Source organism: Specibacter sp. AOP5-B1-6, assembly GCF_052376555.1.
Classification (GTDB): domain Bacteria; phylum Actinomycetota; class Actinomycetes; order Actinomycetales; family Micrococcaceae; genus Specibacter.
Genome location: NZ_JBQSVT010000003.1, coordinates 1 through 26,737, shown reverse-complemented (window position 1 = coordinate 26,737; position 26,737 = coordinate 1). Strand labels below are relative to the sequence as shown.

The 26,737-nt window shown below is 65.0% G+C and carries 25 protein-coding genes; 14 read left to right on the top strand and 11 right to left on the bottom strand.

What is annotated here, in order from left to right:
- Positions 1–16: 16 nt before the first annotated feature.
- Positions 17–1,468, top strand: coding sequence for an aldehyde dehydrogenase (NADP(+)) (locus tag ACT3TS_RS02185; RefSeq protein WP_444529845.1), 1,452 nt, complete (start codon positions 17–19; stop codon positions 1,466–1,468).
- A gap of 87 nt (positions 1,469–1,555) precedes the next feature.
- Here the strand turns inward: ACT3TS_RS02185 and ACT3TS_RS02180 are convergent, their stop codons facing one another.
- From ACT3TS_RS02180 to ACT3TS_RS02150, 7 genes are all read right to left on the bottom strand, one after another.
- Complete coding sequence (locus ACT3TS_RS02180; protein ID WP_444529844.1) at positions 1,556–2,650, bottom strand: M24 family metallopeptidase; 1,095 nt, start codon at positions 2,648–2,650, stop codon at positions 1,556–1,558.
- Positions 2,647–4,650, bottom strand: a complete 2,004-nt coding sequence (locus ACT3TS_RS02175; RefSeq protein WP_444529843.1) for a DUF6807 family protein — start codon at positions 4,648–4,650, stop codon at positions 2,647–2,649. Before ACT3TS_RS02175 ends, ACT3TS_RS02180 begins: the two co-directional genes overlap by 4 nt.
- 145 nt (positions 4,651–4,795) lie before the next feature.
- Positions 4,796–6,148, bottom strand: a complete 1,353-nt coding sequence (locus ACT3TS_RS02170; protein WP_444529842.1) for an ABC transporter substrate-binding protein — start codon at positions 6,146–6,148, stop codon at positions 4,796–4,798.
- Between the two features lie 88 nt (positions 6,149–6,236).
- The gene (locus ACT3TS_RS02165) at positions 6,237–7,415 is read right to left on the bottom strand and encodes an L-talarate/galactarate dehydratase (protein ID WP_444529841.1); all 1,179 of its coding nucleotides are present in this window, start codon (positions 7,413–7,415) and stop codon (positions 6,237–6,239) included.
- Positions 7,416–7,547: 132 nt separating this feature from the next.
- Positions 7,548–8,435 (bottom strand): alpha/beta hydrolase, encoded by an 888-nt coding sequence (locus ACT3TS_RS02160; RefSeq protein ID WP_444529840.1) that lies wholly within the window; start codon positions 8,433–8,435, stop codon positions 7,548–7,550.
- Entirely contained in the window at positions 8,432–9,604 is a 1,173-nt protein-coding gene (locus ACT3TS_RS02155; RefSeq protein ID WP_444529839.1) for an acetylxylan esterase, read from the bottom strand. The genes ACT3TS_RS02160 and ACT3TS_RS02155 overlap by 4 nt, the downstream gene beginning before the upstream one ends.
- A 71-nt stretch (positions 9,605–9,675) precedes the next feature.
- Positions 9,676–10,989 (bottom strand): ABC transporter substrate-binding protein, encoded by a 1,314-nt coding sequence (locus tag ACT3TS_RS02150; protein WP_444529838.1) that lies wholly within the window; start codon positions 10,987–10,989, stop codon positions 9,676–9,678.
- 324 nt (positions 10,990–11,313) lie between these two features.
- On the opposite strand from ACT3TS_RS02150, the gene ACT3TS_RS02145 reads away from it, so the two are divergent.
- The 6 genes from ACT3TS_RS02145 (at position 11,314) to ACT3TS_RS02120 (ending at position 16,370) form a co-directional block, all read left to right on the top strand.
- Positions 11,314–12,258 (top strand): carbohydrate ABC transporter permease, encoded by a 945-nt coding sequence (locus ACT3TS_RS02145; protein ID WP_444529837.1) that lies wholly within the window; start codon positions 11,314–11,316, stop codon positions 12,256–12,258.
- A gap of 79 nt (positions 12,259–12,337) precedes the next feature.
- On the top strand, positions 12,338–13,189 hold the full coding sequence (locus ACT3TS_RS02140) for a carbohydrate ABC transporter permease (protein ID WP_444529955.1): 852 nt from the start codon (positions 12,338–12,340) through the stop codon (positions 13,187–13,189).
- 234 nt (positions 13,190–13,423) lie between these two features.
- Positions 13,424–14,434, top strand: coding sequence for an acetylxylan esterase (locus tag ACT3TS_RS02135; protein ID WP_444529836.1), 1,011 nt, complete (start codon positions 13,424–13,426; stop codon positions 14,432–14,434).
- Positions 14,435–14,634: 200 nt separating this feature from the next.
- A complete protein-coding gene (locus tag ACT3TS_RS02130) occupies positions 14,635–15,762 on the top strand; it encodes a 3-deoxy-7-phosphoheptulonate synthase (RefSeq protein WP_444529835.1) in 1,128 nt (375 codons plus the stop codon).
- 158 nt (positions 15,763–15,920) lie between these two features.
- Complete coding sequence (locus ACT3TS_RS02125) at positions 15,921–16,157, top strand: helix-turn-helix domain-containing protein (protein ID WP_444529834.1); 237 nt, start codon at positions 15,921–15,923, stop codon at positions 16,155–16,157.
- Between the two features lie 114 nt (positions 16,158–16,271).
- On the top strand, positions 16,272–16,370 hold the full coding sequence (locus ACT3TS_RS02120) for a 30S ribosomal protein bS22 (protein ID WP_074712200.1): 99 nt from the start codon (positions 16,272–16,274) through the stop codon (positions 16,368–16,370).
- Positions 16,371–16,525: 155 nt separating this feature from the next.
- Here the strand turns inward: ACT3TS_RS02120 and ACT3TS_RS02115 are convergent, their stop codons facing one another.
- Positions 16,526–17,338 carry an HAD family hydrolase gene (locus ACT3TS_RS02115; protein ID WP_444529833.1) on the bottom strand — a complete coding sequence of 271 codons (813 nt, stop codon included), beginning with the start codon at positions 17,336–17,338 and terminating at the stop codon, positions 16,526–16,528.
- Positions 17,339–17,516: 178 nt separating this feature from the next.
- On the opposite strand from ACT3TS_RS02115, the gene ACT3TS_RS02110 reads away from it, so the two are divergent.
- The gene (locus ACT3TS_RS02110) at positions 17,517–17,891 is read left to right on the top strand and encodes a glutaredoxin family protein (protein WP_444529832.1); all 375 of its coding nucleotides are present in this window, start codon (positions 17,517–17,519) and stop codon (positions 17,889–17,891) included.
- 174 nt (positions 17,892–18,065) lie between these two features.
- Complete coding sequence (locus ACT3TS_RS02105; protein ID WP_444529831.1) at positions 18,066–18,824, top strand: redox-sensing transcriptional repressor Rex; 759 nt, start codon at positions 18,066–18,068, stop codon at positions 18,822–18,824.
- Positions 18,825–18,933: 109 nt separating this feature from the next.
- Here the strand turns inward: ACT3TS_RS02105 and ACT3TS_RS02100 are convergent, their stop codons facing one another.
- The 3 genes from ACT3TS_RS02100 to ACT3TS_RS02090 form a co-directional block, all read right to left on the bottom strand.
- Entirely contained in the window at positions 18,934–19,644 is a 711-nt protein-coding gene (locus ACT3TS_RS02100; protein ID WP_444529830.1) for a hypothetical protein, read from the bottom strand.
- Positions 19,645–19,874: 230 nt separating this feature from the next.
- A complete protein-coding gene (locus ACT3TS_RS02095) occupies positions 19,875–20,306 on the bottom strand; it encodes a hypothetical protein (protein ID WP_444529829.1) in 432 nt (143 codons plus the stop codon).
- A 512-nt stretch (positions 20,307–20,818) separates the two neighbouring features.
- Positions 20,819–21,376: a YceI family protein gene (locus ACT3TS_RS02090; protein ID WP_444529828.1), complete on the bottom strand. Its 558-nt coding sequence runs from the start codon at positions 21,374–21,376 to the stop codon at positions 20,819–20,821.
- Between the two features lie 163 nt (positions 21,377–21,539).
- Between ACT3TS_RS02090 and ACT3TS_RS02085 the strand changes: the two genes are divergently transcribed.
- From ACT3TS_RS02085 to ccsB, 5 genes are all read left to right on the top strand, one after another.
- Entirely contained in the window at positions 21,540–22,202 is a 663-nt protein-coding gene (locus ACT3TS_RS02085) for a histidine phosphatase family protein (protein WP_444529827.1), read from the top strand.
- A 120-nt stretch (positions 22,203–22,322) separates the two neighbouring features.
- Positions 22,323–22,910 carry a TlpA family protein disulfide reductase gene (locus ACT3TS_RS02080; RefSeq protein ID WP_444529954.1) on the top strand — a complete coding sequence of 196 codons (588 nt, stop codon included), beginning with the start codon at positions 22,323–22,325 and terminating at the stop codon, positions 22,908–22,910.
- Positions 22,911–22,926: 16 nt separating this feature from the next.
- A complete protein-coding gene (locus ACT3TS_RS02075) occupies positions 22,927–23,682 on the top strand; it encodes a cytochrome c biogenesis CcdA family protein (RefSeq protein WP_444529826.1) in 756 nt (251 codons plus the stop codon).
- Complete coding sequence (gene resB / locus ACT3TS_RS02070) at positions 23,682–25,436, top strand: cytochrome c biogenesis protein ResB (RefSeq protein WP_444529825.1); 1,755 nt, start codon at positions 23,682–23,684, stop codon at positions 25,434–25,436. Before ACT3TS_RS02075 ends, resB begins: the two co-directional genes overlap by 1 nt.
- Positions 25,436–26,536, top strand: a complete 1,101-nt coding sequence (gene ccsB / locus ACT3TS_RS02065; protein WP_444529824.1) for a c-type cytochrome biogenesis protein CcsB — start codon at positions 25,436–25,438, stop codon at positions 26,534–26,536. The genes resB and ccsB overlap by 1 nt, the downstream gene beginning before the upstream one ends.
- Positions 26,537–26,737: the final 201 nt, after the last annotated feature.

The window sequence follows — 26,737 nt, the reverse complement described above, 5'->3', positions numbered from 1 at the left end:
CAGAGGAAACCTTTTCGTGCAGACCGCAACGCAAGAACTTCAAGACCTCACGTCCGCCGCCCACGCAGCAGCAGGCCCGGCCGCGGCCGCCAGCGACGCCGAGCGCGCCTCCTGGCTGCAGGCGATCGCCGACGCCCTCGACGCCAACGCGGCGGAACTGGTGGCGATCGCCGATTCGGAAACCCGGCTCGGCACCGCACGGCTGACCGGCGAGGTGGCCCGCACCACGGGCCAGCTGCGCCTGTTCGCCCGCGTCATCACCGAGGGTTCCTATCTGGAAGCCGTCATTGACCACGCCAACCCGGACTCCACCCCGCCGTCGCCGGACCTGCGCCGCATCCTGCGTCCCGTCGGCCCGGTGGCCGTGTTCTCGGCGTCGAACTTCCCGTTCGCCTTCTCCGTGGCCGGCGGCGACACCGCCTCCGCACTGGCAGTGGGCTGCCCCGTCATCGTCAAGGCACACTCGGGCCACCTGGAGCTGTCCAGTCGGACCGCCGAGATTGTTGCCGCCGCATTGTCCGACGCCGGTGCTCCCGCCGGCTTGTTTGCGCTGGTCGCCGGGCGCGAAGCGGGCACCGCACTGGTGCAGGATCCGCTCATCAAGGCGGTCGGCTTCACCGGGTCCATCCCCGGCGGACGCGCCCTGTTTGACCTGGCCGTTTCGCGCCCCGAACCCATCCCGTTCTACGGCGAACTGGGCAGCCTGAACCCCGTGGTCATCACCCCGGCGGCCCTCGCCGCGCGCGGCAGCCAGCTTGCGGCCGCCCTGGCCGGATCCTTCACGATGGGCGCCGGGCAGTTCTGCACCAAGCCCGGCTTGGTCTTCATCCCCGCCGGCACCGAGTTTGGTGCTGAAGTTGCGGCCGAGTGCACCGGCAAGGCGGCGGCACCCATGCTAACCGACCGCATTGCCGCCGCCTACCCGCAGGGGCTGGCGGGGCTTGCCGCCCAGCCCGGCGTGGACGTGCTCAGCGGCACCGCGGACCAAGACGCTGAAGCCAACGGTGCCGCCGCCGTCGTCTTCTCCACCACGGCGGCCGCCGTCATTGCGCGGCCGGCGGAGCTGCTGGAGGAGTGCTTCGGCCCCACCACCCTGCTGATCGAATACCGCGACGACGCCGAGCTCGCCGCGGCGCTGGCCCTCGTGCCCGGCAGCCTGACAGCCACCGTGCACGCCGAAGAGGGCGAGGACATTGGCGCGCTTGTGGACCAGCTGACCGGGCTGGCCGGGCGGGTGTTGTTTGGTGGCTGGCCCACCGGCGTGGCCGTGAACTGGGCGCAGCAGCACGGCGGCCCCTACCCTGCCACCACCTCGCTGTTCACCTCCGTGGGTGCGACGGCGGTCCGCCGATTCCAGCGCCCCGTCGCCTATCAGGATGCGCCCGAAGCGTTGCTGCCGGCGGCCCTGCGCGAGGACAACCCGCTGGGTGTTTCACGCCGTGTGGACGGCGTGCTGCAGCTCGGCTGACCCGCCCCAAGCACCAACTAGCCCGCAGTTGTGGTTGTAAAACCGGCGAAATTCTGCCGATTCACAACCACAACTGCGGGCTAGTTGTTAAAGGTGGAGGGTGTCCGGGCGCAGGATCCCGTTGACCGGTGTTGCCGGCCAGCGCGGGTCGGCGGTGAGCGGGCGAATGCCGTCGGCCGAGAGCAGCACCGTGTCCTCGATCTTCACGCCAGGGCCGGAGGGGTTCCACGTGAACGGCTGGTCCAGCGCCAAGGTGTCGGTCACGGCGTCGGTGGCGCGGGGGTCGCGCCCGGCGTATCCGGCCGGCCCGCCCTGGTGGTGCAGCCTCCACTGGTCCGGGCCGAAGCCGTGCCGGTCGTAGGCGGTGCGGATTTCCGCCAGCACCTCCGCAACGGACGCGCCGGGCACCGTCGCATCGAAGATGTCGGCCTCAACGGCGGCAATGCGGGCCTCCGCGTCCAGCTCGGCCGGGGTCCCGGCGTCGAACCGCACCCAACGGGTCACGTTGGCGATCATGCCGTCGCGGCGGGCGCAAATGACGGCCATGGCCCGACGTCCCAAAAGCGCGTCCGTGGGCAGCGGGTGGCGGAAGTTCACCCGGGAGGCGCCGTTGACCAACAACACCAGCGGGTCGGCGCCGGCGGCCACAATGGGCCCGGCCATGGCCGCCGCAATGTCGCGTTCGGTGGTGTCCGGCGTCGCGAGGGACAGGACATCGGTCAGGATCCCGGCGGCGTCCCGGCACAGGCGGGAGTAGCGGTCCAATTCCCCTGGCAGCAGCGAGCGGCGGGCCAGCCGCAGCTCAACAGCCAGCTCGGCTTCGGAGGCGGGCGCAACGCCGGCGCCAAACCAGCCCGCGACGTCCGTCAGCGAGCCGTACCACGGCACTTCATGGACGGTCATGCCCGGCGGGAACTCCTCGGCGGCCAGGCGTTCGGCCTCGTTGTTAAACGTGGCCAGGTGATCGCCGTCGGCCGTGACCAGCACGGCGGCGATGGGATCCCCGGCCAGGCTGATGCCCACGCGGCTGCCGTCCAAATACCAGCTGACGGCGCTGTGGCTGGTGAGCAGCACCGAATCCCGCCCGGCCGCGGCCAGGATGTCCAGCACACGGGCGCGTTTGGCCGAGCGGTCGGCGGCCCTCTCGCCGCTGACGTGTGCTGCAACGGTCAATGTGGTCATTTGGTGCCCGTCCAATCATGGATTTGTTCGTCGGTGGCCAGGCCGTCGGCAATGGTCACCGTGACGGTCCTGGTCAGGCTTTCACCCGGTTGAAGCACGACGGCGGCATCCCAGGCAAGGGACGAGCCCACCCCGGGATAGCCGTCGGCACGGACGAACCAGGGGTCGGCGGCTTCCGTCGGTGTGGTGAACACGAGGGTGGCGGGCTTGCCGGCGAAGTCACCGGACCAGGCCAGCCACGGGGCGCGGCTCCCGTGCACGGCGTCCTCCCCGGAGGCTGAGGGAGTGCGGATGTGTGCGTTCTCAACAGCCGGCAGGCGCCAGAAGAAGCCGCCGTAGCCGCCGGCCTCGCGGCCATTGGAACCGGGGCTGCCCAGGCTCACGGGACCGGTTCCGGCCGGGGCCAGCGTGAAGGAAAGCGCCAGCGTCCATGCGCCATCCCCGGCGGGGCGCCAGCGCCAGCTGCGGGTTTCGTGCAGGATCTCGGCCCCGTCCGGGCCGAACCAGTTCAGCTTCTCCGTCCTGGACGGTCCGTCGTCGCGGGAGGAGGTGCGTTCGATCCGGCCGTGGTCCGGACGCCACACATACCCGGCATGTTCGCGCCGGTACGTGCGGCCGCCCCAAAAGTTCACGCCGTTGACATCCTGCAGCGCGACGCCGGCGCCCAGGTGCCACACGTGGTCCAGCGGCATCGCATCGGTCACGACGGTCCCGGCAAGCGTGGTGACAGGGTGCAGGTAGGGGCGCGGCGACAGCGTGGGGGTCACCCGGGCGCCGCTGATTTCGCGGGCCACCTCGGTGCCGGAAACCTCCATCGTGTCCGTTGCCGCGGCAGGCCGCGCCCAAGGTGCGCCCAACTCGGAGAAGGTGGCTTGCGCCGCCGTCGCCCGTGTAATCCAGCTGCCAATGTCCGCAACCACGGGGTGCGCGGCCGGGCCTTCGCCGCGCCATTCGATGTATTCGGCGGCGATCCGGTGCGGGTCCTCGGCCGTGCGGACGGCCTCGAGAACGCTCATGAACGCGCCGCTGTTTTCCAGGGAGCTCAGCAGCGGCGTCCCGTGGGAACGGTGCGCGAGCAGGTTTTCCAGCAGGTCGGCGCGGGCGAACGTCTCGCTGGTGGTGCTGCCGCCAACGGTCACCTCCAGAATGTCCCGGGTGTAGTGAAAAACGGCATGTCCCAGAGTTCCGTGGACGGTGACAAACGGCTCCGTCTGCTCCGGCGCACACACCGTCAGGGCGCTGACGACGGCGGGCCCGGCCTTGGGGGTGATGCGCACCGTGGACGTGTCGTCGCCTTCGATGTCGTGGGCGCGGTAGAGGTCTGTTTCCACGGTGTCGATGGCGTCGGCCGAGAGGATCCCGGCAATGCGCAGGGCCGTGGCGATGGAGTGCGCGAGGGGGTTGGTGGTGACGCCGTCGACCACGTCAACGCCGTTGATGGTGCGCTTGCCGGCCCACCGGGAGCGCTGGTAGTAGGCCTTGTCCCGCAGCCACGTGCCGGTGGCGGAGTAGCCGCGGACGGTGCCCAGTCCGCCGTCGGAAATCAAGGCGGCCAGGGCCGGAAGGGCCAGCGAGCCCAACGACTGGAAGCCGACCTGGGCGGCCCTGCCAGCCGCCTGGGCAGCCTCGCGGAGTTCATGGAATTGGGCCATCGAGGCGGCTGTGGGTTTTTCCAGGTAGACATCGGCGCCGGCGGCCAGCGCGGCCAGGCCCAGGGGGGCATGCGTCTGGATGGGCGTGGCAATGATGACGACGTCGGGGGCGGTGCCGGCGGCGAGCAGGTCATCGAGGGTGTTGAACACCGCGACGTCGTCGGCCAGGCGCCCGGCCTCCGGTGGGTTGGGGTCCGCGACCGCCACCAGCGTCAAGGCCCCGAGCGACTGCAGACGGTCAAGGTTGGCAAGGTGGTGGGTGCCAAAGCCGTGCACGCCCACCAGTGCAATGCGCGGCAGCGCGGTGCCGGCCGTTTGCGAACCGGGCGTCTGAGCGGTGCGTTCCATGAATGAATCCAATCTGTCCGGGCATCATTGTGTGTTGTTTCCACAGTACGTGGGAAGCGCTTTCCCGGCGGCATTGCTTCGTGTGTTGGTCACGCGGGGCCCTCCGGCGGCTGGCAGTGGAGCCAGTCGCCGCAGGGCCCGCCTACTAGCTGTCCATGGCCGCGTTCATTTCCGCAACGGCCTTCTCTGCCGCATCGGAGGGGGACTGGCGCGTGAACATGACCTCCGAGGCGTAGCGCTTGATGATGTCCTCCATGGCGCCGGCACCCTTGGGGACCGCGGGCGGGACGGGGCCGAGCTTGTCCTTGATCCCGTCGATGAACTCGATGACCCGGGCGTCGGCCGGGGTCATCTTGTCCGCCACGGCGGCGCGAACCACGGTGCTCACTGGGACGCCGCGGTCAGCCAGCAGTGCCTCGCCCGCGGCGGTGCTGTTGGCCAGAAAGTTGATGAACTTGCCGACGGCCTCCGGATTCTTGGTGCGTGCTGATGCCGACCAGAATTGTGAGGCCTTGTACCAAAGTTTGGCATCGGCGGAGGAGCCGGTCTTGGACGGGTAGTTGAGGATTACCAGTTCCGTGCCGGCCGCATTCTCGAGGGCCGGAAGCTGGGTTGACCACCAGAAAGACATTGCGGCCTTGCCGGTGGCTGTTGCGCTTTGGTCCAGTGAGGATGACTGCTCCTCAATGACAGTTGAGGCCGGGGGGATGGCCTTGGCCTCGCCCAGTTCGATGAGGAACGCCAGCCAGCTTTCCATGTCCGCGGGGGCGAAGCCAAGTTTGCCTTCGGGCGAGTAGAATTCCTTGCCGTTTTGGCGCAGCCAGACGTTCAGCGAAGCCTGGTCGGCGCTGTAGGCGGTGGATCCGGTGATGCCGGGCTCGGACTTTTCCGTCACTTCCGCGGCGATTCGCTTGTAGTCCTCCCAGGTCCAGCTCTGGTCATCCGGCAGGGGCACGCCGGCGGCTTCAAACACCTTGGGGTTGGCGATGATCGTGGCGGCGTTGATGCCCGCAGGTATTCCCGTCAGGCCGGCGTCATTTTGGCCGGCCTTGAGGACGTCGGCCACCAGGTCGGTGGTGTCAACGCCATACTTTGACAGGTCAAGGAGCGCGCCGCGTGATGAGTATTCGGCGATGTATTTTTCATCCATCTGGATAATGTCCGGGGTGTCGTTGCCGGCCGTCTGGGTGGCCAACTTGTCCCAGTAGCCGCTCCAGTCGCCGTATTCGGGCTTGACCTTGATGTCCGCGTTCTCTGTTTCGAAGGCGGTGATGGCCGCGGTGGTGACCTTGACGCGGGCGTCCGAGCCCCACCAGCTAAAACGCAATTCCGCCTGCCCGTCAGCGTTGGTAGCAGGTGCGCCGGAGCCGCAGGCAGCCAGTGCCAGGGAGACGCTTGTGGCCGCGGCGGCGGCCCCGAACAGGCGGTGGAAACCGCGGCGGGAAAGCTGGCTCCCGGTGGCGGGTGTTGTTGAGTTGTTGTTCGCGAAGAGTGACATGGGTGGGTCCAATCGTCGTTGACTGCTGTAAGAAGGTGCTCGTGGTGTGTGGCTGTTGATGCAGGCGTTGCAGCTGCCGGTACTGCTTCTAGTCCCGGCCCGGCCCGCCAAATTCCGCGGTGGCCGTGGTCCATGCCCGCGCCTGTCCGGTCAGGGTGATGCCCAGCCCGGGACGGTCGGGGACGAGCATGCGGCCGGCACTGGTTTCCAGCCGCTCGTTGAACAGCGGCTCCAACCAGTCAAAGTGCTCCACCCAGGGTTCGCGCGGGTAGGCGGCGGCCAGGTGCAGATGGATTTCCATGGCAAAGTGCGGGGCCAGATCGAGCCCGTTGTGGTCGGCCAGCGCCGCCAGTTTCAGGAACTGGGTAATCCCGCCGATCCGCGGGGCATCCGGCTGAATGATGTCCGTGGCCTTGTGCCTGATCAGCTCCCAATGCTCGGCCACGCTGGCCAGCATTTCACCCGTGGCGATGGGGGTGTCGAGGGAGGCGGCCAGCGCCGCGTGGCCCTCGGCGTCGTAGGCGTCCAGTGGTTCCTCAATCCAGGCGAGGTTGTATTCCTCGAAGATGCGGCCCATGCGCCGAGCCGTTGTCCGGTCCCACTGCTGGTTGGCGTCCACCATCAGCGGCACGGCTCCGCCGAGCCGTTCGTGGACGGCTGCCACGCGGGCGAGGTCCACCTTGGCATCCGGGTGGCCGACCTTGATCTTGATGCCGCCGATCCCGTTGGCCACGGTGGCGTCGGCATTGTCCAGGACCTGTTCCAGCGGTGTGTGCAGGAATCCGCCGGACGTGTTGTAGCAGCGCACGGAGTCCCGGTGGGCGCCCAGCAGCTTGGCCAATGGAAGGTTGGCCCGCTTGGCCTTCAGGTCCCACAGGGCGATGTCCATGGACGCGATGGCCTGGGTTGCCAGTCCCGACCGGCCCACGGAGGCCCCGGCCCAGGCCAGCTTGGTCCACAGCCGCTGGATGTCATTGGCGTCCTCGCCCAGCAATTCGCCGGCGATTTCCCTGGCATGGGCAAACTGCCCGGGTCCGCCCGCACGCTTTGAGTAGCTGAAGCCAAGCCCTTCCGCGCCGTCGGCGGTGCGGATCTCGGTGAACAGGAAGATGACCTCGGTCATGGGCCGCTGGCGGCCGGTGAGGACCTTGGCGTCGCTGACGGGGACCACCAGCGGCAGTGCCACGGAGGACAGCTTGACCCAGTCAATCCGGCTTCCGGCAGTGATGCGCTCGGAATCTTGCAATGGTGCGGCGGGCAATGGCATGAAGAGCCTTTCGGTCCATGGGAAAGCGTTTTCTCAGCGTATCCTACGGTGTTGGGATGCAGTGAACAATGGGGGAGGTGTGATTCGGGTGATGCGCGGGCAGGGTCTGGTGCAGGCAATCACGGCCGGCCGTCATGTCGGTCCAGCCTGCCGGCCGTTCAGCCAACCATGGCCGGCCAGCCAGTTTCGGCACAGCCGGGCCCAGTCGGCCGCGGGATGCGGGCCGGGCTCGTTGACGGCCAGGCCGAGTCCGTGCCGGCCGTGGGGAAAGACGTGAAGCTCAAACGGCACTCCGTGGCGGGCCAGGGCGCCCGCGTGGGCCAGCGAGTTTTCCACCGGGACGGCCATGTCGTCGGCCGTGTGCCACAGGAAAGTTGGCGGCGTTGCCCCGTCCACGGCCTGGTCCGCAGAGAGGGCCCGGCGTTGGGATGCTGCCGGGTGCGGGCCCAGCAACGCCTCGACCGATCCCTCATGGCAGTGGGAAACCATGGAAATCACCGGGTAGGCGAGCACGGCCAGTTCAGGCCGGTCCAGAGCAGCTCCGGCGCCGGCGTCGACCCCCGCGGACAGCGTCGCGGCCAGGTGCCCGCCGGCGGAAAATCCCATGACCCCGATCCGGGAAACATCCACGGCCAGACCGGATTCGCCGCCGCGCAGCCAAGCCAGCACCGCCCGGGCATCCCCCAGCGGCGCCGGGTGCAGGGCGTCCACCGGCCGGTCCGCGGCAACACTGACCGCCGCAACACTGTACGCAAGGACGACGGCGTTGAGGCCCAGCGTGTTCAGCCACAGCGCCACGTCGCGCCCCTCATGCTCGGCATGGTGGTGGTAGCCGCCGCCGGGCAGCACCATGAAGACGGGGCGGCCGGCGAGGTCCGGCGGGCAAAATGCCTCCACCCCGGGGCACTGCGCAGGCTTCCGATTTTCGGCAGGTCCGACGCCGGCCACGGTTACCTTGAAGTGCCGGCCCGCCGGGGCCGTCGCCGGGTTCGCCTGGACAGGGGCTGTTGTCGGGGTCACCGGGGATTCCTTCCAGGGGTGGGGGCAGCGGCCGGTGCGAGGGTCTCGCGCAGGAACGCGAAAGCTTCCGCCTGCATGGGGACCGTGAACTCATGACCGCCGGGCCAAAAGCTGCCGGTGTAGCGGCCGGAGGCATGCAGATCATCGAGCAAGCTGTTGGCATCCCGCATGCCAGCCTCCGGAAACAGGGGGTCCTGGAGGCCGTACTGGACCAGGAAATGGCCGGCTTCGGAGAGCCCCGTCAGCTCCGGCCAGTCGCGAATCCGGGCGAGCCCGGGCGTCTGCAGGAGCCAGGAGTGTGCATCCAGATAAGCGGGAAACAGTGATTCAAAGGTGGTCATCATGGCCGTGACCGCGTAGCTTCGGATGGCCGGGGCCAGGGCGGCCAGCACGACGGCGCGGCCGCCGCCGCCTGAAAATCCAAGGCATCCCAGCCGGGCGGGGTCGACGTTGGGCAGGGAATGCAGCACCTGCAGGGCGGCGAGGTCGTCATGGGCCACGGTGCCGGCCAGACTCGTGCCCGCCAGTCCCGCAGCCTTGGCCACCGTGTCCTCGTGGATGGCGGCGGCAGCGTTGTAGGATTCGGCGGCTCCGGGAGTTCGGCCTTCTTCCCGCCACTGGGCATGACGTGCCGCCAGGGCGTCAGCCGTCCGCCATGGGGGCGTGTTCAAATCGAAGCGGCGGCTGCCCCAGGAAAACGTGTCATGGGCCAGAACAGCAAAGCCCTCCCTGGCCAGATTCGTTGCCAGGGCGCGGCCGCCATAAAGATCGTGGCGCCGCGGGTCCGTCTCCGTGCCCGTCTCCGTGCCCGGCTCGGAGCGGCCCGGCGGGAACTCCACCAGCCTGCTGGCACCGGTGTACTTGTTGCCGCCGTGGCAGTGCAGGGCCAGCACACCGGGCAGCGGGCCGGCGGCACCGGCGGGCCGCATCAGCCAGGCCTGCGTGCGCGGCCCAAAGCCCAGCTGCCAGCTGAGCGCGGAGGTGGTGACGCCGTCGTGCGTGTCCTCCCATTCCACGGCAACGGAAATGTTGGAAGGGGGAGCGGGGACGCCCAGCACGCCGGCCAGCGCGCGAGACCGCGGTGGGACGTCCGCCGGACGGCGGGTGCGGACATGGCCGGGCCAGTCCTCGTAGCCGGGGATGGCGCTGGGCCGCACGGAGGGAGCCACGGGTGCCTTTCGATGGAGCGTGCCGGGCGCCTGAAGGGAACAGGTGCCCGGCACGCGGTGTGGACGGAGTCTTACTTGTCCAGATTCAGGTTGACTTCCTCGACGAACTTGGCGGCCCCGGCTTCGGGGGGCGCCTTTTCAAAGAGGACGTCCGTCATGTTGCGGTTCAGGACCTCCATCGTGGCGGATGAGCCGGCGGGGAACGGCAGCGGCGGGGTCAGCTTCATCTCCGCAACACGGTCAAGGTAGACGGCTTCCTTCTGCTGGTTTTCTTCCAGCAGCGGCTTGACGACGGAGCGCACGTCCAAGTTGGCCGGCATTCCCCGGTCACTCTTGATCAGCTTGCCGGCTTCTTCGCTGTTGACCAGGAAACTGACAAACTTGGCGGCCGCCGCGGTGTTCTTGGACTTCGCTGAGATGCCGTATTCCATGGAGGAGCGCAGCCAGGTCCCGCCCTGCTCGGATTCGCCGGGGAGCTTCATCATGACCAGCTCGTTGCCCGAGTAAGAGTTCATCTGGTTGCTCCAGGAGACCTTCATGCCCTGCTTGCCCTGACCCAGCAGGGTCTGTTCGGGCTGGGCCGAACCGTCCTCAACCACCTGGGAGGCAGTGGGGGAGCCGCCGGACTTTTGCAGCTCAAGGTTCAGTTTCATCCAGTCCGCAACGCGGGCCTCGCTGATGCCCAGCTTTTTTCCGTCGTCGGCATACAGGGGCTCACCGCCCTGGCGGGCCCAAACGGCGAGGAAGGAGTCATTTGCCATTGGCGTGGTGCCGAAGGTGCCTGCCGGCGATCCTTCGGTGATCTTGGTGGCAATGTCCTGGTATTCATCCCAGGTCCACGTCTCGTCGTCGGGCACTTCGACGCCGGCCGCCTTGAAGACTGCGGGGTCAAGAACCATCGCCATCGAGTTCACGCCTGCGGTGATGGTGTACTGCTTGCCGTTGATCTGGCCCAGGTCCACGGTGCCCGGCGCGAATGTGGAGGTGTCGATCTTGTCCTGGACCTTCTCCAGGTCCAACAGGACGCCGCGGCTGGAATACTCGCTGGGGTAGGAGCCGCTCATGGTGATGACATCCGGGGTGTCGCCGCCGGCAACCTGGGTGGCCATCTTGTCCCAGTAGGAACTGAATTCTGTGTTCTCGCCCTTGACCTTGATGCCGGGGTTTTCCGCCTCGAAGGCCTCTATTACTTCAAGTGTCGTCTTGGCGCGGGCATCGTTGCCCCACCAGGCGAATCGGATGGTGACTGGATCGTCCGCGGTCCCCTCCTTCTCGGGGGAGTTGGCGGCCCCGCATCCTGTGAGCAGCAGCGCTGCTGCGGCAAGGGCCGATGTTGCAAGGAATGCCGATTTTTTGAGCTGAAACACCTTTGTCCAACCTCTCATAGTTGCGGTTCCATGCCCTCCGGGCCATTGTGGTCCCGATCACAGAAAACGCTTTCTCGAAATTTACCAAATGGACTGTACAGACGTCAAGAAAACGTTTACTTTGGAATTAGCCACTTGGAACTTGTGGTGTGGATCTCGTCCCTTCGGACCCTCCGGCCAGTGCCGGCCATATGCACCCAAGTACCAAGAATAATGAAAATCTGTCAAAAATTCCCTGACCACGAAACCAAAGGAGGTTCGCATGCTGGTCCACGACCGAGGCAACATTGCCTGCAGTGCACGCATGTTTGACGCCGGGACAGTACATGGGAGGGTCCGGCCATGAGCGCACTGGGCGAGCTCTCCAAAATGAAGCGCCGCACGGTCCCGAAGTCCGCAGCGGAGAAGAAAGACGACCGGCGCGACAACAAGGCCGCATATATCTTCCTGCTCCCGTGGCTGGTTGGCCTTTTGTTCATCACCGTGGGGCCGATGTTGGCCTCGCTGTATCTGTCCTTTACGGATTACAACCTGCTGCAGGCACCCAACTGGACCGGGCTGGACAACTTTTCCAGGATGCTCCGCGACACCCGGCTGCACAATTCCCTCGGTGTCACGTTCATCTACGTTCTTGTGGGCGTGCCCATCCAACTGGCCATGGCGCTGCTGATTGCGTTGGTGTTGGACAAGGGCATCCGGGGTCTGCCGTTCTACCGCTCGGTTTTTTACCTGCCGTCCCTGTTGGGCGGTTCCGTGGCCATTGCGATCCTGTGGAAGCAGATCTTCGGGACCACGGGCCTGGTCAATCAGTTGCTGGCCATGGTTGGCATCCAAGGTCCCGGCTGGATCTCTGACCCGAGCACTGCCCTGGGCTCCATCATCCTGTTGCACGTGTGGACCTTTGGCGCCCCCATGATCATCTTCCTGGCCGGCCTGCGCCAAATTCCTGCCATGTACTACGAGGCGGCCGATGTTGATGGCGCCTCCTGGTGGCAGAAGTTCGTCAAGATCACCATTCCGCTGTTGAGCCCCATCATCTTCTTCAACCTGGTGCTGCAGATCATTGGTGCCTTCCAGTCCTTTACCCAGGCATTTATTGTCTCCGGCGGCAGTGGCGGCCCCTCGGATTCCACCATGTTCTTCACGCTATACCTTTACCAAAAGGGCTTCGGGCAGTTCGACATGGGCTACGCATCCGCCATGGCGTGGGTGCTCCTGATCATCATCGGCGTCTTCACCGCCATCAACTTCGTCGCGTCTAAGTATTGGGTGTTCTACGATGACTAACCTGCAATCCGTTTCCCGGCCCGTCAAGGCGGCCACGCCGCCGGAAGCGCCCCGCAAGAAGCGCAAGAAGACCGAGTCCATGGGTTCCCTGGCCTTTAGCCGCAGGGCCCGGGGCCGCGCCGTGTTCAAGCACGTGCTGCTCATTGTCAGCGGCACCGTCATGATCTATCCACTGTTGTGGATGGTGGTTTCCTCCCTGCGTCCGGATGAGCTGATCTTCAAGGATCCCGGCCTCTGGCTCAGCGAGCTGGACATGACCAACTACAGCAGTGGCTGGTCCGCGCTGACGCACCCGTTTGGGCACTACATGCTCAACTCGGCCATCGTGGTGATCGGCTCCATCCTTGGCAACCTGATTTCCTGCTCGATGGCCGCCTACGCCTTTGCCCGGCTGAAGTTCACTGCCAGCAAGTTGTTCTTTGGCATCATGCTGCTGACCATCATGCTGCCCTTCCACGTGGTCATCGTTCCGCAGTACGTGCTGTTCTCCCAGATTGGCTGGGTCAACACGTTCTGGCCGTTGATTGTGCCCAAGCTGCTGGCCACCGACGCCTTCTTCGTGTTCTTGATGGTGCAGTTCATTCGCGGCATTCCCAAGGACCTGGATGAAGCGGCCCGCATCGACGGAGCCGGGCACCCACGCATCTTTTTGCGCGTGATCCTGCCGCTGATGGTTCCGGCCCTGGCAACCACCACCATCTTTACGTTCATTTGGACCTGGAACGACTTCTTCGGCGCCTTGATCTACCTGACGGACCCGGACATGTTCACCGTCCCCGTCGCCTTGCGCGCCTTCGTCGACTCCCAGGCAGGCACCAGTTGGGGTTCACTGTTCGCCATGTCCATCGTGTCCTTGCTGCCGGTGTTCCTGATCTTCCTGTTTGGCCAGCGATTCCTCATCAAGGGCATCGCGACCACAGGCATCAAATAGCAGGCAGCCGGAAACGACGCGGAGCGCAAAACGGAGCATGAAGGGCTGCGCAGGCCCTGCCTCAGTGGCGAAGCATCCCGGCAGGGGTGCTTCGCCACTTGCATTGGGGATGCGGGCGCTGCCGGCCAGTTGCCGAGGGGCTGTCACGACGCCACAAAGTCATAAGTGGGACGTAGGATGTCCCTAAGGAATTGTGTGCCCGGGTGCCGGGCCTGACTGGAACGGAACCTGAACTTGCCTCTTTTCGACCTGCCCGTTGACCAGCTCCGCGCCTACTCATCGGCCGCCGCGGAACCGGCGGATTTTGACAGCTTCTGGGATGCCACCATCGCCGAGGCCCGTGAATATCCCCTCGCACCACGCTTCACCCCGGTTGAAAACCTGCTGACCGTCATCGACAGCTTTGACGTGACGTTCAACGGTTTCGGCGGCGCCCCGATCAAGGGTTGGCTGCACCTGCCCGCCAACCGCCCGAAGGGTGAACGACTGCCGGTCGTCGTCCAGTACATCGGCTATTCAGGCGGCCGCGGGCTGGTCCAGCAGGACACTTCCTGGGCGCAGGCGGGGTACGCCCACTTCATCATGGACACCCGCGGCCAGGGGTTTGGCGGGATCCTCGGCGACACCCCGGATCCGCATCCCTCGGCCGGAGAAGTTGCCTACCCCGGGCTCATGACGCGCGGCATCAACTCCCGGGACGACTACTACTACCGCCGCGTCTACGTCGACGCCTTCCGTGCCGTCGAGGCCGCCCAGACCCACACGGAAGTCGACGAACACACGGTCATTCTCACCGGCATCAGCCAAGGCGGCGGACTTGCCATCGCTGCGGCCGGGCTCGCCGCTGGCAGGCTCGACGGCGTCGTCGGCGTCCTGCCTGACGTGCCCTTCCTGCAGGACTTCCCCCGCGCCATCGAACTGGCGGTGCGCGGGCCTTACCCGGAAATCCCCGCGCTTCTCAAACGCCACAGGGGCGGCTACGAGGGCATGCTGGCCGTGCTCAACTATTACGACGGCGTGCACCTCGCCCGCCGCTGCACAGCCCCGGCACTGTACTCATCGGCCGGCATGGACGATGTCTGCCCGGCCTCAACCGTGTATGCGTCCTTCAACAGTTATGGGGCGGGCGCCGCCGTGCAGCCGGCAAAAGACATGGAATTCCACCGTTTCAACAACCACGAGGGCGGCCAGGAGCATCACTGGCTCCGGCAGCTGCATTACGTGGCCGATTTGCTGGCCGGATAATTTCGGGAGTATGGTTTGGGCATGACAAACCGTTGGTATGCGTATTTTTCGTTGGCTCTGGAGGGGCCCGCGTCTAACTGACACGCATCCAACCACCTTCAGAGCCAACAGGACAGAGAATTCATTCTCTGTCCTTCGCCATTTCCGGCGGGCTCCGAAGAGGGGGCTCGCTGCCAGCTCCAACAAAGGAAAATCTTCCCATGAGCCTCACAGCAGCCACCGAAACCCCTGCCACACCCGCAGCGCCGCAGACCACAACAAACCTGCGCGTCAGCCAGTTCACGGAATTGCCGTCACCTGCCCAGCTGGCGGAAAAGCTGCCGCTGGATGCACACACCAGCAACGTCGTCGAACGTGGCCGTGACCAGGTTCGGGCCATCATGGACGGCGTCGATGACAGGCTGCTGGTGGTGGTGGGTCCGTGCTCGATCCACGACACCGCGGCGGGGCTGGAGTACGCCCGCCGGCTGGCCGAGACCGCGAAGGCGCATGAGGAAGACCTGCTGATCGTGATGCGCGCCTACTTCGAGAAGCCGCGCACCACCGTGGGCTGGAAGGGCTTGATCAACGATCCCAACCTGGACGGCAGCCACGACGTTGCCAAGGGGCTGGAAATGGCGCGTGAATTCCTGCTCCAGGTTGCGGGACTGGGCCTGCCAACGGGCACCGAATTCCTGGAACCGATCAGCCCGCAGTACACGGCCGACCTGATCTCGTGGGGCGCCATTGGGGCCCGGACCACCGAGAGCCAGATCCACCGGCAGCTCAGCTCGGGGCTGTCCATGCCGGTCGGCTTCAAGAACGGGACCGACGGCGGGCTGCAGGTTGCGCTCGACGCCTGCAATGCGGCAAGCGCCCCGCAGTCGTTCCTCGGGATCGACGGCGACGGCCGTGCCGCCCTTGTCAGCACCGCCGGCAATCAAGACACCCACTTGATCCTGCGCGGCGGGCGCAAGGGGCCGAACTACAAGGCCGCCGATGTGGCGGAGGCGTCCGCGAAGGCCGCCGCCGCGGCCGTCAATCCGCGGTTGATTGTGGATGCCAGCCACGCCAACTCAGGCAAGAGCCACCACCGCCAGGCCGAGGTTGCCCTGGAAATCGGTGCCCAGCTGGAAGCCGGCGACGGCTCGGCGCACACCATCGCAGGCGTCATGCTGGAGAGCTTCCTGGCGGGCGGGGCGCAGAGCCTCGACGTTGAAAAGGTTGCGGCCGGCGAGGCTGAACTGACGTACGGGCAGTCCGTCACCGACGCCTGCATGGACTGGGACGTGACGGCGGAGGTGCTGGCCAACCTGGCCCGCAGCTCGCGCGCCCGCCGCACCGCATAGGCGCGAATGAGTTCGCGAATTCGCGCCCGAAAAACCGGGCTGTGAAGAAACAACTTTCACATAAGCACCATCTGCACCTAGAGTTGGCGTACGAGCAGAAGGTGCCGCGTGCCCGCACCTGGATCTTTTCTAATGAAAAATGGATACCGAGGACAGCGATGACGCAGGAGCAGAATTTCTCCGATGTGAACTTTTTGACGGTTCAGGAAGTGGCCGAGCTCATGCGCGTGTCCAAAATGACCGTCTACCGCCTGGTTCATGCCGGTGAACTGCCCGCCGTCCGTTTTGGCCGGTCATATCGGGTGCCGGCCAACGCCGTCGAAAGCTTCCTGCGCTCTGCCGTGGTGGATGGCACAGAGACGCATGGGCCCGCCGGTTCGGCGCATACAGGGTAAAGGCGGTACCCTAGGAAAGATCCATTTTCGGCTTTGACCGATTCCTGCGATCGGTCAACCTAATCGTTTACGGCCTCATCCGAGGTTGTTCTATGCAGTTTGTGAGGAACTTTCATGGGTTCAGTAGTTAAGAAGCGCCGCAAGCGGATGTCCAAGAAGAAGCACCGTAAGCAGCTTCGCAAGACGCGTCACCAGCGTCGCAACAAGAAGTAAAGCTTCTTCTTCGCAAAAATGCCCGTTCACCGTAGAGGTGTGCGGGTGTTTTTTATGCCCAGGCACGACGCCGGGTCGTCCAGCGGGTGCCCCGCCCGCCAGCGCAGTGCCCGCCCACGCCGTGGGCCACGCTGGGGTCGCCTTGCGCTGGGTGGTTAGCGTTTGCGCACCATGGCGATGCCCTTCCACAGTCCGTAGACCACGCCCGCACCTGTGGCTGCCTTCAGGCCCACGGTGGCGGCGCGGCGCCCGGAACGGTAATCGTAGATGGGCCAGTTGTTGTCCCGCGCATGCTTGCGCAGCTTGGCGTCCGGGTTGATGGCCACCGGATTGCCCACCGCCGTGAGCAGTGGGATGTCATTGTAGGAATCGCTGTAGGCCCAGCTGCGGGAAAGGTCCAAACCCTCACTTTCGGCCAGCGCGCGAACTGCACGGCCCTTGGCCGACCCATGCAGGATTTCACCCACGAGGCGGCCCGTGTAGACGCCGTCTTCAACCTCGGCAACGGTGCCCAGTGCGCCTGTGAGGTTGAGCCGGGCGGCAATGACGCCCGCCACTTCCACCGGGGTCGCCGTCACGAGCCACACTTGACGGCCGGATTTCAGGTGCTCTTGTGTCAGCGCCTTCGTGCCGGGCCAGATCTTGGATTCGATCATCTCGTCGTAGACTTCTTCGCCAAGTTCACGGACAAAATCCGCGCTGATTCCGGCGGCCAGTTTTTGCGCAGAGTCCTGGACAGAATGAACATCATTCATGTTCTCGCCGCGCATGATGAATTTGGTTTGCTTCCACGCGAAGCCCGCAACATCCTGCAGGGTAAAGGCGTGCTTTTGATACATTTTGCGGGCCACATGGAACAAGCTGGCGCCCTTCATCAACGTGTTGTCCACATCGAAGAAAGCAGCCTCACCCTGGTGCTGCTCAGTGGTCGAGGCGGCCTCGGCACTGTTGGTAGTCACGTCGGGCATGGGACGAGTCTAGTCAATCCAGTCCCGGCGTGCCCGTTCCGCCACCTGCCGCAGCGGTTAACTGTGGTGAAACTTTCATTTGCTGTGTGGGGCCGGCTCAAGGCCCGGCATGCCTCGCCTGCCGCCGTGACACACGGGCATGCGTCACCCGGTGCCGCCACTGGGTACCGTTGTAGTCATGGAACCTGCTGCCAACAACCCGGTCACACGCAACACCGCCGCACCCGCCGCACCCGCCGCACCCGCCGACCCTGCCGAAAGCCCTGCCGACGGAGCCGCCGGCCCCAAGACGGGCGCCGGCGAGCCGCTCCTGGAGCTGGTCACCCGGGCCGGCTGCCACCTGTGCGATGACGCACGAGCTGTCGTCACGGAAGTCGCGGGAGCACTTGGCATGTCCTGGAGCGAGGTCTCCATTGACGACGACCCCGAACTGTCAGCACGATTCGGGGAGGAAGTGCCCGTCGTGCTTGTCGATGGCGTCCAGCGGGACTTTTGGCACATCGACCCGAACCGGCTGCGCAGCGTTCTCGGCCGTGCACTGGCCGGACAGTAGTCTCCCGCAGCGCTGTCGCAGCGCGGCCACCATGCCCGTGTCCGGGCAGGCGCACACGCAACCAAGGCGGGTCCTTGCTTTTGGCTGTGGACGGGCCACGCCATACAGTGGTTGCAGGCCGCTGCGGACCTTGCTGACACATGTTCAGCATCTGGACCCGGCCATAGTTTGAGAATGTGGAGTGAAGCCTTGACCTCAGCGCAGACCCCGGAAGAACCGACGGCGGAGCCGGCCCGGCGGCTGCCGCCTGCAACGGTCTCGCGGCTGACGCTGTATCTTCGTACGCTCAATGCCCTGCTGACCGAGGGCACCGAGAGCGTGTCGTCCGAGGCACTTGCCGAGTCGGCTGGAGTGGGGTCGGCAAATGTTCGCAAGGACCTTTCCTACCTTGGCTCTTACGGGACCCGCGGTGTTGGGTATGACGTGGCGAACCTGAGTCGCAAAATTGCCCAGGCACTCGGATTGACCCACGAATGGCGCGTCGCCATTGTTGGTGCCGGCAACCTGGGCCGTGCACTGGCCCGTTACGCTGGATTTGAATCACGGGGCTTTGACGTCGTGGCCCTGCTTGACGCCGACCAGATGATCATCGGCAACGAAATTGGCTGGCTGCGCGTCAGTGACGTCGCAAACCTGGAAAACGTGGTCAAGTCCGCCCGCGTCAACATGGTCGTCCTGGCACTGCCGGCAGCCGTGGCGCAGTCTGTTTGCGACAGGGTGGTGGCGGCGGGCGTCCGCAGCATCCTGAGCTTCGCCCCCGTGGCCCTGACCGTGCCGGAGCATGTGAACCTGCGCAAGGTGGACATGGCCACCGAACTGCAAATTTTGGCCTATCACGCCCAGCGCCTGCAGGAGCCCCGGCTGGAACCGGACAGCCCGGAACGGGCCAGACTGGAACCGGACAGCCTGGAACAGGACAGGCCCGGCGCCTGAGTCCGATGCCCGGGGCAGAAGGCGACAACTGGGTCAGCCAGTGCCCGCTGCCCCAACCAGCCAGTGCCCGGCGCCCGGAGGTTACTGGGCCGCGGTCAGAGCCTGCAGGTCAGCGTTTCTGGGTGCCGCGTCGTGCTTTGTGCGCCAGGAAGAACTCCTTGGCTGGGGACCTGAACAGCATGAACACGGCAACCAGTCCCAAAACTATGCGGGCGCCGGAGTAAAACGAATACGATCCGCCTTCAGGCACCAGCGCAATCGAGATGATGGCAAGGACGAGGGCCGTGATTCGGGCCCAGTTTCTCCCGCGGCGCAGCTTGGCAGCAATCCAAAAGTACCCGAGGACACAGATGGCTTGAATCACCGCCATGAACGCTGCCACCGTGGTGAACAGTTGTTGTTCGGTGACGGCGGCAGCAGCTTCCGGATTGGTGTCCATGGCCTGTCCGACTGTTGAACGCAGCAGTTCCTGCCCGGCGGGAGTTGTCATGGCGAACGCCCAAATAACGAGTGCAACAAGCTGCAGGACTCCGGCTGCCATGATCAGCCTGGTGGCGAGCACCACCCTGTTGGGAGGCGCCAAAGGTGCTCCGGTGTCGGCAGGCAGGCCGGGCTGCTGGCCTTGAAAGCCGGGATAAGACGGCGCCGCCGGCAAGGCTGACGGGGGAGTGAGGCCCTTCTGCGCGTCCTTCACGTCCTGGGGCGGTTCCCATCCGGCTGGTGCGTACTGCCCATAGCGTGGCACGCCTGGGGCGATCTCGCCGTAGCTTCCCGGGCGGGTGGTGGGGTGCTCTTCGGGTTCTTCACCGGGGGTGGTCATGACAGCTGCTCTTTCAGTGTGGCCGAGCGGGGCTTGGCCGAGTTCAGTGTTGCCGGGTGCCCGGCCGGTGGGGCTGGCCGAGCGGGTGCGCCGGCCGCCGGCCAGAAATGGAAAAAGGCCGCGGCAGGGTTTGATACAAACCCTACGCGACCTCTTCCAGCACAACCACCTGCCCCGTTGAATGAGAGCGGCACGGCGTCAAAGCTGCGTACTGAAACTGCGTGCTGAAGCTACTGGCTGACGCCCCTGTGTCGGGAATTGAGCCAGGCAGTGGATTCCGGCAGCCACATCAACACGGCGGCCACAACGCTTAACAAGCCGCTGCCGCCATTGCCGGTAATGAGCAGGACGATGCTGATGAGTGCCACTGCTGACAGTGCCCACCGGGCCCACTGCATGCCTTCCTTGAGCTTCATGGCGCAAACAACGATCGCAGCGATCAGCACCAGCGAAATGATGGAGACCACAATTCCCCGGACCCCTGAACCACGGAAATATGACGAGCTTAAGAGGAAGAGCGAACCGACGAAGGCGAAGAAAGTGAAAAAGAGCCAAATCGCAGCCGTCACCAGCCAGATGATGTAGGAGATCTTCAGCAGCTGGGGCAGGCCGTCCATCTTGAACATTCCGGAAAAGCCGCCAACAGGCAAGACATCCTGCATTGAACGGGGCATATCCTTGGGCAACTCAAAATTGGAGTTGGCGGGTTGCGGCCCGCCGGGCTGTTGATAACCGGGTTGCTGGTACTGCTGCCCGCCCGGAGGCTGGTTGCCGGGCTGTTGGTAGCCCGGCGGTGGATAAGCTGCCGGGGGCTGCTGGTAGCCCGGGGGCTGTCCGCCCGACTGCTGGTAACCCGGGGGCTGACCGCCCGACTGTTCGTATCCGGGCGGGGGTTGTGCGGCACCGCCTTGACTGCCGGCACCGCCTTGATGGCCGGCGTCGTGGTTTGGGGGAGCATTTGGATCGGGCTGGGAACCATAACCGGGAGGAGATGGCTGCGAGCCGGGCTGCTCGGGACCTGGGAACTCATTCGGTGTGCTCATACGATGAACCCTAGTCCCGGGCGGAACGGTTGTATAGGTGTGCAAAATGGCAGCAAAATGCCGGTCCGCCACAGTGTGCGAACCGGCATTGAAACCCGTCGGTCAAGAAGGGTCAGTGCGTTGCGGAAACGCTATGCTGCCTTCACGAATGCCACGTCGAGGGTGATGGTGACCTTGTCGGAAACCAGCACGCCGCCGGCTTCCAGGGCTGCGTTCCAGGTCAGGCCGAATTCCTTGCGGCTGATGATGGTCTTGGCTTCGAAGCCTGCGCGGGTGGCGCCGAACGGGTCAACGGCAACACCGTTGAATTCGCCCTTGAAGGTGACGGTCTTGGTGATGCCGCGGATGGTCAGCTCGCCTGTCAGTTCAAAGTCTTCCTGGTCGCCGGAAACGGCGGAGGAGGCGAACGTCAGTGTCGGGAACGTCTCGACGTCGAAGAAGTCGGCGCTCTTGACGTGGCCGTCGCGGCCGGCGTCGCCGGAGCTGAAGCTGGCTGCCTGGATGGTGGCTGTCACAGCGGAGTCGGCCAGGGTTTCGCCGAGGGTCAGTGCGCCCTCAATTTCGGTGAACTGGCCGCGGACCTTGGAGATGCCTGCGTGGCGGACAACGAAGCCCGCGGAGCTGTGCGTGGGGTCCAGGTTCCAGGTGCCCTGGGCAAGTCCGGTTGATTCAATGGTGGTTACTGACATGTCGTTCTCCTTTAAGTGCTGTTTACACAACGGCAGGATCGCCGGTGTGGTGACCCTTCACATGGCATAAGCATGCGTTTGCATCTAATATTCCCGAGCGGTCAAAAAACTTTCGCGGCGACGGATTAACCCCAAACCAACTAACTTTGAGAAACTGGGGGACATGTCCCGAGTAACAGTTCATCTTCTGCGCCACGGTGAGGTTTTCAATTCCGACGGCGTGCTCTACGGCCGACTGCCCGAGTTCCACCTTTCCGAGCGCGGCCGCGACATGGCGGTGATGGTTGCCGAGCACTTTGCCGCCCTGAAGAACGACGGCGGCGCACCTGTTTATCTTGTCGCCTCACCCCTGACGCGGGCGCAGGAAACAGCGCAGCCCACGGCGGAGGCGCTGGGCCTTGAAATTGTGACCGACCCGCGCATCATCGAGGCGGAGAACCACTTCGAGGGCCTCGTCATGAACAAGGCCGAGTTGCGCAAGCCCAAGCACTGGCCCTACTTCGTGAACCCGTTCCGGCCCTCCTGGGGCGAGGCTTACTCGGCCCAGGCGGACCGCATGCTGGAAGCGGCACGTGATGCCCGCCGTCGTGCCTTCGAGATTGGCGGCGACGGTGCCCAGGCCATCATGGTCAGCCACCAGCTGCCCATCTGGTCCACCCGGCGCAGCGCCGAGGGCAGACGGCTGTGGCACGACCCCCGCAACCGGGAGTGCACCCTGGCCTCGCTGACCTCATTGACGTTCGACGGCGACGACGTGGTCGACGTGGTCTACAGCGAACCGGCCGCCGTGCTGCTTCCCGGCGCGGCAACCACCCCGGGCGCATAGTCCCCGGGCTGCACACACAGCTGACAATCAGCTTTTCGACGTAGCGTAGAACATAATGCCATTTCTGCGCCTGCTCCGTGGCTTCCCAATCAACGAAAGACTTGCGCCGTGACTTCCTCGATGAGCCGTAGATCGCTTCTGGCCGCTGGCGGCGCAGCCTTGACTGTGGCCCTGGCCGCGTGCACCACCAACGACCCGCTGGCGGACCAGGCCAATGCCGGCGACAACAAGAATTACATTGCCGGCGACGGCTCCGTGACGGAATACGGCGCCTCCGAGCGCAAGGACCCCGTGCAGTTCGCCGGCACACTTTTTGACGGCGGCAAGGTCGACGCCGCCGACTTCCCGGGCCAGGTCACGGTGCTGAATTTTTGGTACGCGGCCTGTGCCCCGTGCCGGCTTGAGGCCCCCGACCTGCAGGCGCTCTACGCCGACTTCAAGCCCCAGGGCGTGGAGTTCATCGGGGTGAACATCCGCGACGAAAAGGCCGCAGCGGAGGCCTTCGAACGCAATTTCAAGCTCAGCTATCCCAGCATGATGGACAAGGACGGCGGGGTGCTGCTGGCGCTGACCAAGTATGTGCCGCCGAGCTCCGTCCCCACCACGCTGGTGCTGGACAAGAAGGGCCGCGTCTCTGCGCGCATCCTTGGCGTGGCTGAGAAGGGCACCTTGAAAGCCTTGATCACCTCCGCGCTGGCGGAAAACTAACGGCCTCCCTACCTCCATGAACAATCCCTTTGCCGAAGTCATCAACAGCGGTTCCATTTGGCTGGCCATGCCTGTTGCCCTGCTGGCCGGGCTGGTTTCCTTCCTGTCGCCCTGTGTGCTGCCGCTCGTGCCTGGATACCTGGGTTATGTGAGCGGGCTGACAGGGGCCGACCTGGAAAACCAGCGCCGCGGTCGGATGTTTGCCGGCATTGGCTTGTTCGTGCTGGGTTTCTCGGTGGTTTTTGTGCTCATAGGCGCCATTTTTGGTCAGCTGGGTGCGTGGCTGATGGGGCCCGACGCCGCCTGGGTCACCCAGGTGCTGGGCGCCGTCGTCATTCTCATGGGTGTGGTGTTTCTGGGCGGCATGAGCTGGTTCCAGAGCGAAGCCAAGATCCATGCGAAACCGCCGGCCGGACTGTGGGGAGCACCCATTTTGGGCGTAACCTTTGGACTGGGCTGGGCGCCGTGCATCGGTCCCACGCTCAGCGCGGTGTTGGCCCTGTCGTACTTCGACGGAAGTACGGCCGCCAAGGGTGCGTTCCTGACGTTTATCTACTGTCTGGGTCTGGGGCTGCCGTTCCTGCTGATTGCCCTGGGTGTGCGGCGTGGACTCGGCGCCCTGGCGTTCTTCCGCAGACACCGCCGCGGACTGCAGTACTTTGGCGGTGGCATGCTGATTGCACTGGGTGTGTTGATGGTTTCCGGGTTGTGGGGAACCTGGATCAACGAGCTGCAATTTTGGTTTGCCGATGAAGTGAGATTGCCAATCTAATGAAAGAAAACAGTGGTGAAGAGGCAGTGGTGAAAGAACCCAAAAGCAAGGCGCCGAAGGACGGTGCCGGCAAGGGCGGTGGCAGCGAGGTTGCCCTGCCGCGGCTCGGTTTCCTCGGCATGCTGCGCTGGGCTTGGCGGCAGCTGACAAGCATGCGCACGGCCTTGTTCCTGCTGCTGATGCTTGCCGTGGCGGCCGTGCCCGGCTCGTTGTTCCCGCAACGGCCGTCGTCCCCTGCCGAGGTGACCCAATACCTGAGCGACAATCCGGTTTCCGGTCCCATCATGGACTGGTTCAAGCTCTTCGACGTGTATTCATCGCCGTGGTTCGCAGCCATTTACCTTCTGTTGTTCACGTCCCTGGTCGGCTGTGTGCTGCCGCGCGCGAAGATCCACTGGAAGGCGATGCGCTCGGCACCGCCGCGCACACCCAAGCGGCTCTCCCGGCTGGCGGAATACGGCACAGTGGAAATCCCTGCCGGCAGCGGCATCGACGCGGAGACGGCAGTCAAGGATGCCGCGGAGGTCCTGAAGGCCCGCCGCTACCGCGTGGACGTGCGCGACCTCGACACCGACAGGCCCTCGGTGGGTGCTGAGGTTGGCTTCCTGAAGGAAGTGGGCAACCTGATCTTCCATACGGCCATGATCGGCGTCCTGGCGGCCATCGCCTTCAGTGGCCTCTTTGGCTACAGCGGACAGCGCGTGCTGGTGGAGGGCGACACCTTCGTCAACACCCTGACCGGATATGACACGTTCACCCCCGGCGCCAACTTCGGCGAGGACAAGCTGAGCCCCTACTCGGTGCAGCTTGACCGTCTCGTGGTTAAATATGACCGCTCCACGGAAGCGCACTACGGACAGCCGCTGGACTTCAACGCCACCCTCTCCGTCAAGGACAAGCCCGGCGCCGAAGCTGAAACCAAAACCCTCAAGGTCAACGAACCGGTGGCTGTCGGCGGAACCAACGTGTATCTAGTCGGAAACGGCTATGCCCCCGTCGTCACCATCAAGGACGGCGAAGGCAAGGTTGCCTTCCAGGGCCCCGTCATCACCATCCCCACCGACGGTGCCTATACGTCCTTGATGGTGATCAAGGTTCCCGACGCGAAGCCCGAACAGCTTGGCTTTGTGGGCTTCTTCCTGCCCACGGCACTCGTCGATGAAAAGGGTGTGGCCTTTGGCTCGGACCCGGATCCGTTCAACCCGCAGCTGAACCTGAACGCTTACACGGGCGACCTTGGCCTGGACAGCGGCGTGCCGCGCAATGTTTACACCCTCGACACCTCAAAACTGACCGAGATCAACTCCCGCAACGTTGACGCCGGCGGCATCGTGCTCGCCCCGGGCAACAGCTACACGCTGCCTGACGGCAACGGCAGCATCAGTTTCGACGGCATCAAGCGCTTTGCCGCACTGGACATCAGGCATGACCCGGGCCAGGTCTATGTCCTTGTTTTTGCGCTCCTGGCCCTGGCCGGGCTCATGGCCTCGCTGTTCATGAGCCGCCGCCGTGTCTGGGTGCGGACGGGCAACCACCCGGACGGGCGGACCATGGTGGAATTTGGCCTGCTGGCCCGTGGTGAAGACCACCGCCTTGCAGCCGAATACACAGCCGTCAACAAGGCCCTGCATGCCAAATGGCTGGTGCCCTTTGATCCTCCGGGGCAAAATGGTGAGCAGGCACTATCAACAACCGACAACTCCGCGCAGGCCACCGCCACATCCGGCGCCGCCGCGGCAAGTAAGGACCAGTAATGCCAGAGATCAATGAAGGCTTTGCCCAGCTCAGCGAACAGCTCATGCTGGTTGCCGGATTGGCGTATGCTGTGGCATTTTGTGCCTACGCCTGGGATTTGTTTACCTTTAGCCAGGCCGCCAAAAAGGGCCTGGCAACCGAAGCAGGCGCAGGCCAGGCGTCCGGCGAGGCTGTCGAGAGCAGGGAAGCCGCGCTGGCCGGAGCGGGTGCCCGCGGCGCCGCGGGCCAAGGGCTCGGGGCAGGTCCGCAGGACCGCGGCGTGCGTCCCAGCAGCAAAACCCATGCAGAGTCCGACGGCGTGACGGCCGGGGACTCCATGCGCTACGGCAAGGAACGGAGGGTCGTGGCCAGGGTGGCCGTGGCGCTGACTGTTGTGGCCGCCGTCGTCCAGGGGTTTGCCGTTGTTTTCCGCGGACTGGCCGCGGGCCGCGTGCCGTGGGGCAACATGTACGAATTCTGCACCACCGGCAGTTTTGCAGTTGCGATTGTGTTCCTGCTCGTGCTGACCCGCCGCGACCTGCGCTTCATCGGCACCTTCGTGATCGGCCTGGTCCTGCTGATGATCACGGCTGCGTCGGTGGCATTCTGGACCCCGGTGGGCCACCTGGTGCCTGCGCTGCAGAGCTACTGGCTGGTCATCCACGTGTCCATCGCCGTGCTGTCCTCCGCCTTCTTCACACTGACGTTTGCGATGTCGGTGCTGCAGCTGTTCCAGTCCCGTCGCGAGGTCGCCATTGCCAGCGGGAAGAAGGACAAGGCGCCTGTCATGCGTCTTGTGCCCAATGCGCTGAGCCTGGAAAACCTGTCCTACCGCATCAACGGCATCGCCTTTGTTGGCTGGACGCTGACCTTGATGTTCGGCTCCATCTGGGCCGAAAAGGCGTGGGGCCGCTTCTGGGGCTGGGACACGAAGGAAGTCTGGACGTTCGTCATTTGGGTGGTTTACGCCGGCTACCTGCACGCCCGGGCTACAAAGGGCTGGACCGGCACGCGTGCCGCCTGGCTCTCCATCGTTGGCTACCTCTGCGTGGTCTTCAACTTCACCATCGTGAACATGTACTTCTCGGGCCTGCACTCCTACGCGGGCGTCGGCAGCTGACCCACACCCAAGGCGCGTGCCGCCGTCGTTCCTTCCATGGACGACGGCGGCACGCGCCTTTTGCGTTAACCGCCACCCCGGGGTGGTGCGCGCGGCCGGGACGGCATCTCCGGTGGTGGGGCAAACTCCGGTGGCTGGCCGGCCGGCCTGTCCTGCGCTGAACTGGTGGCGGGGGGGGGGGCCGGAAGGGGGTTTGGGGGC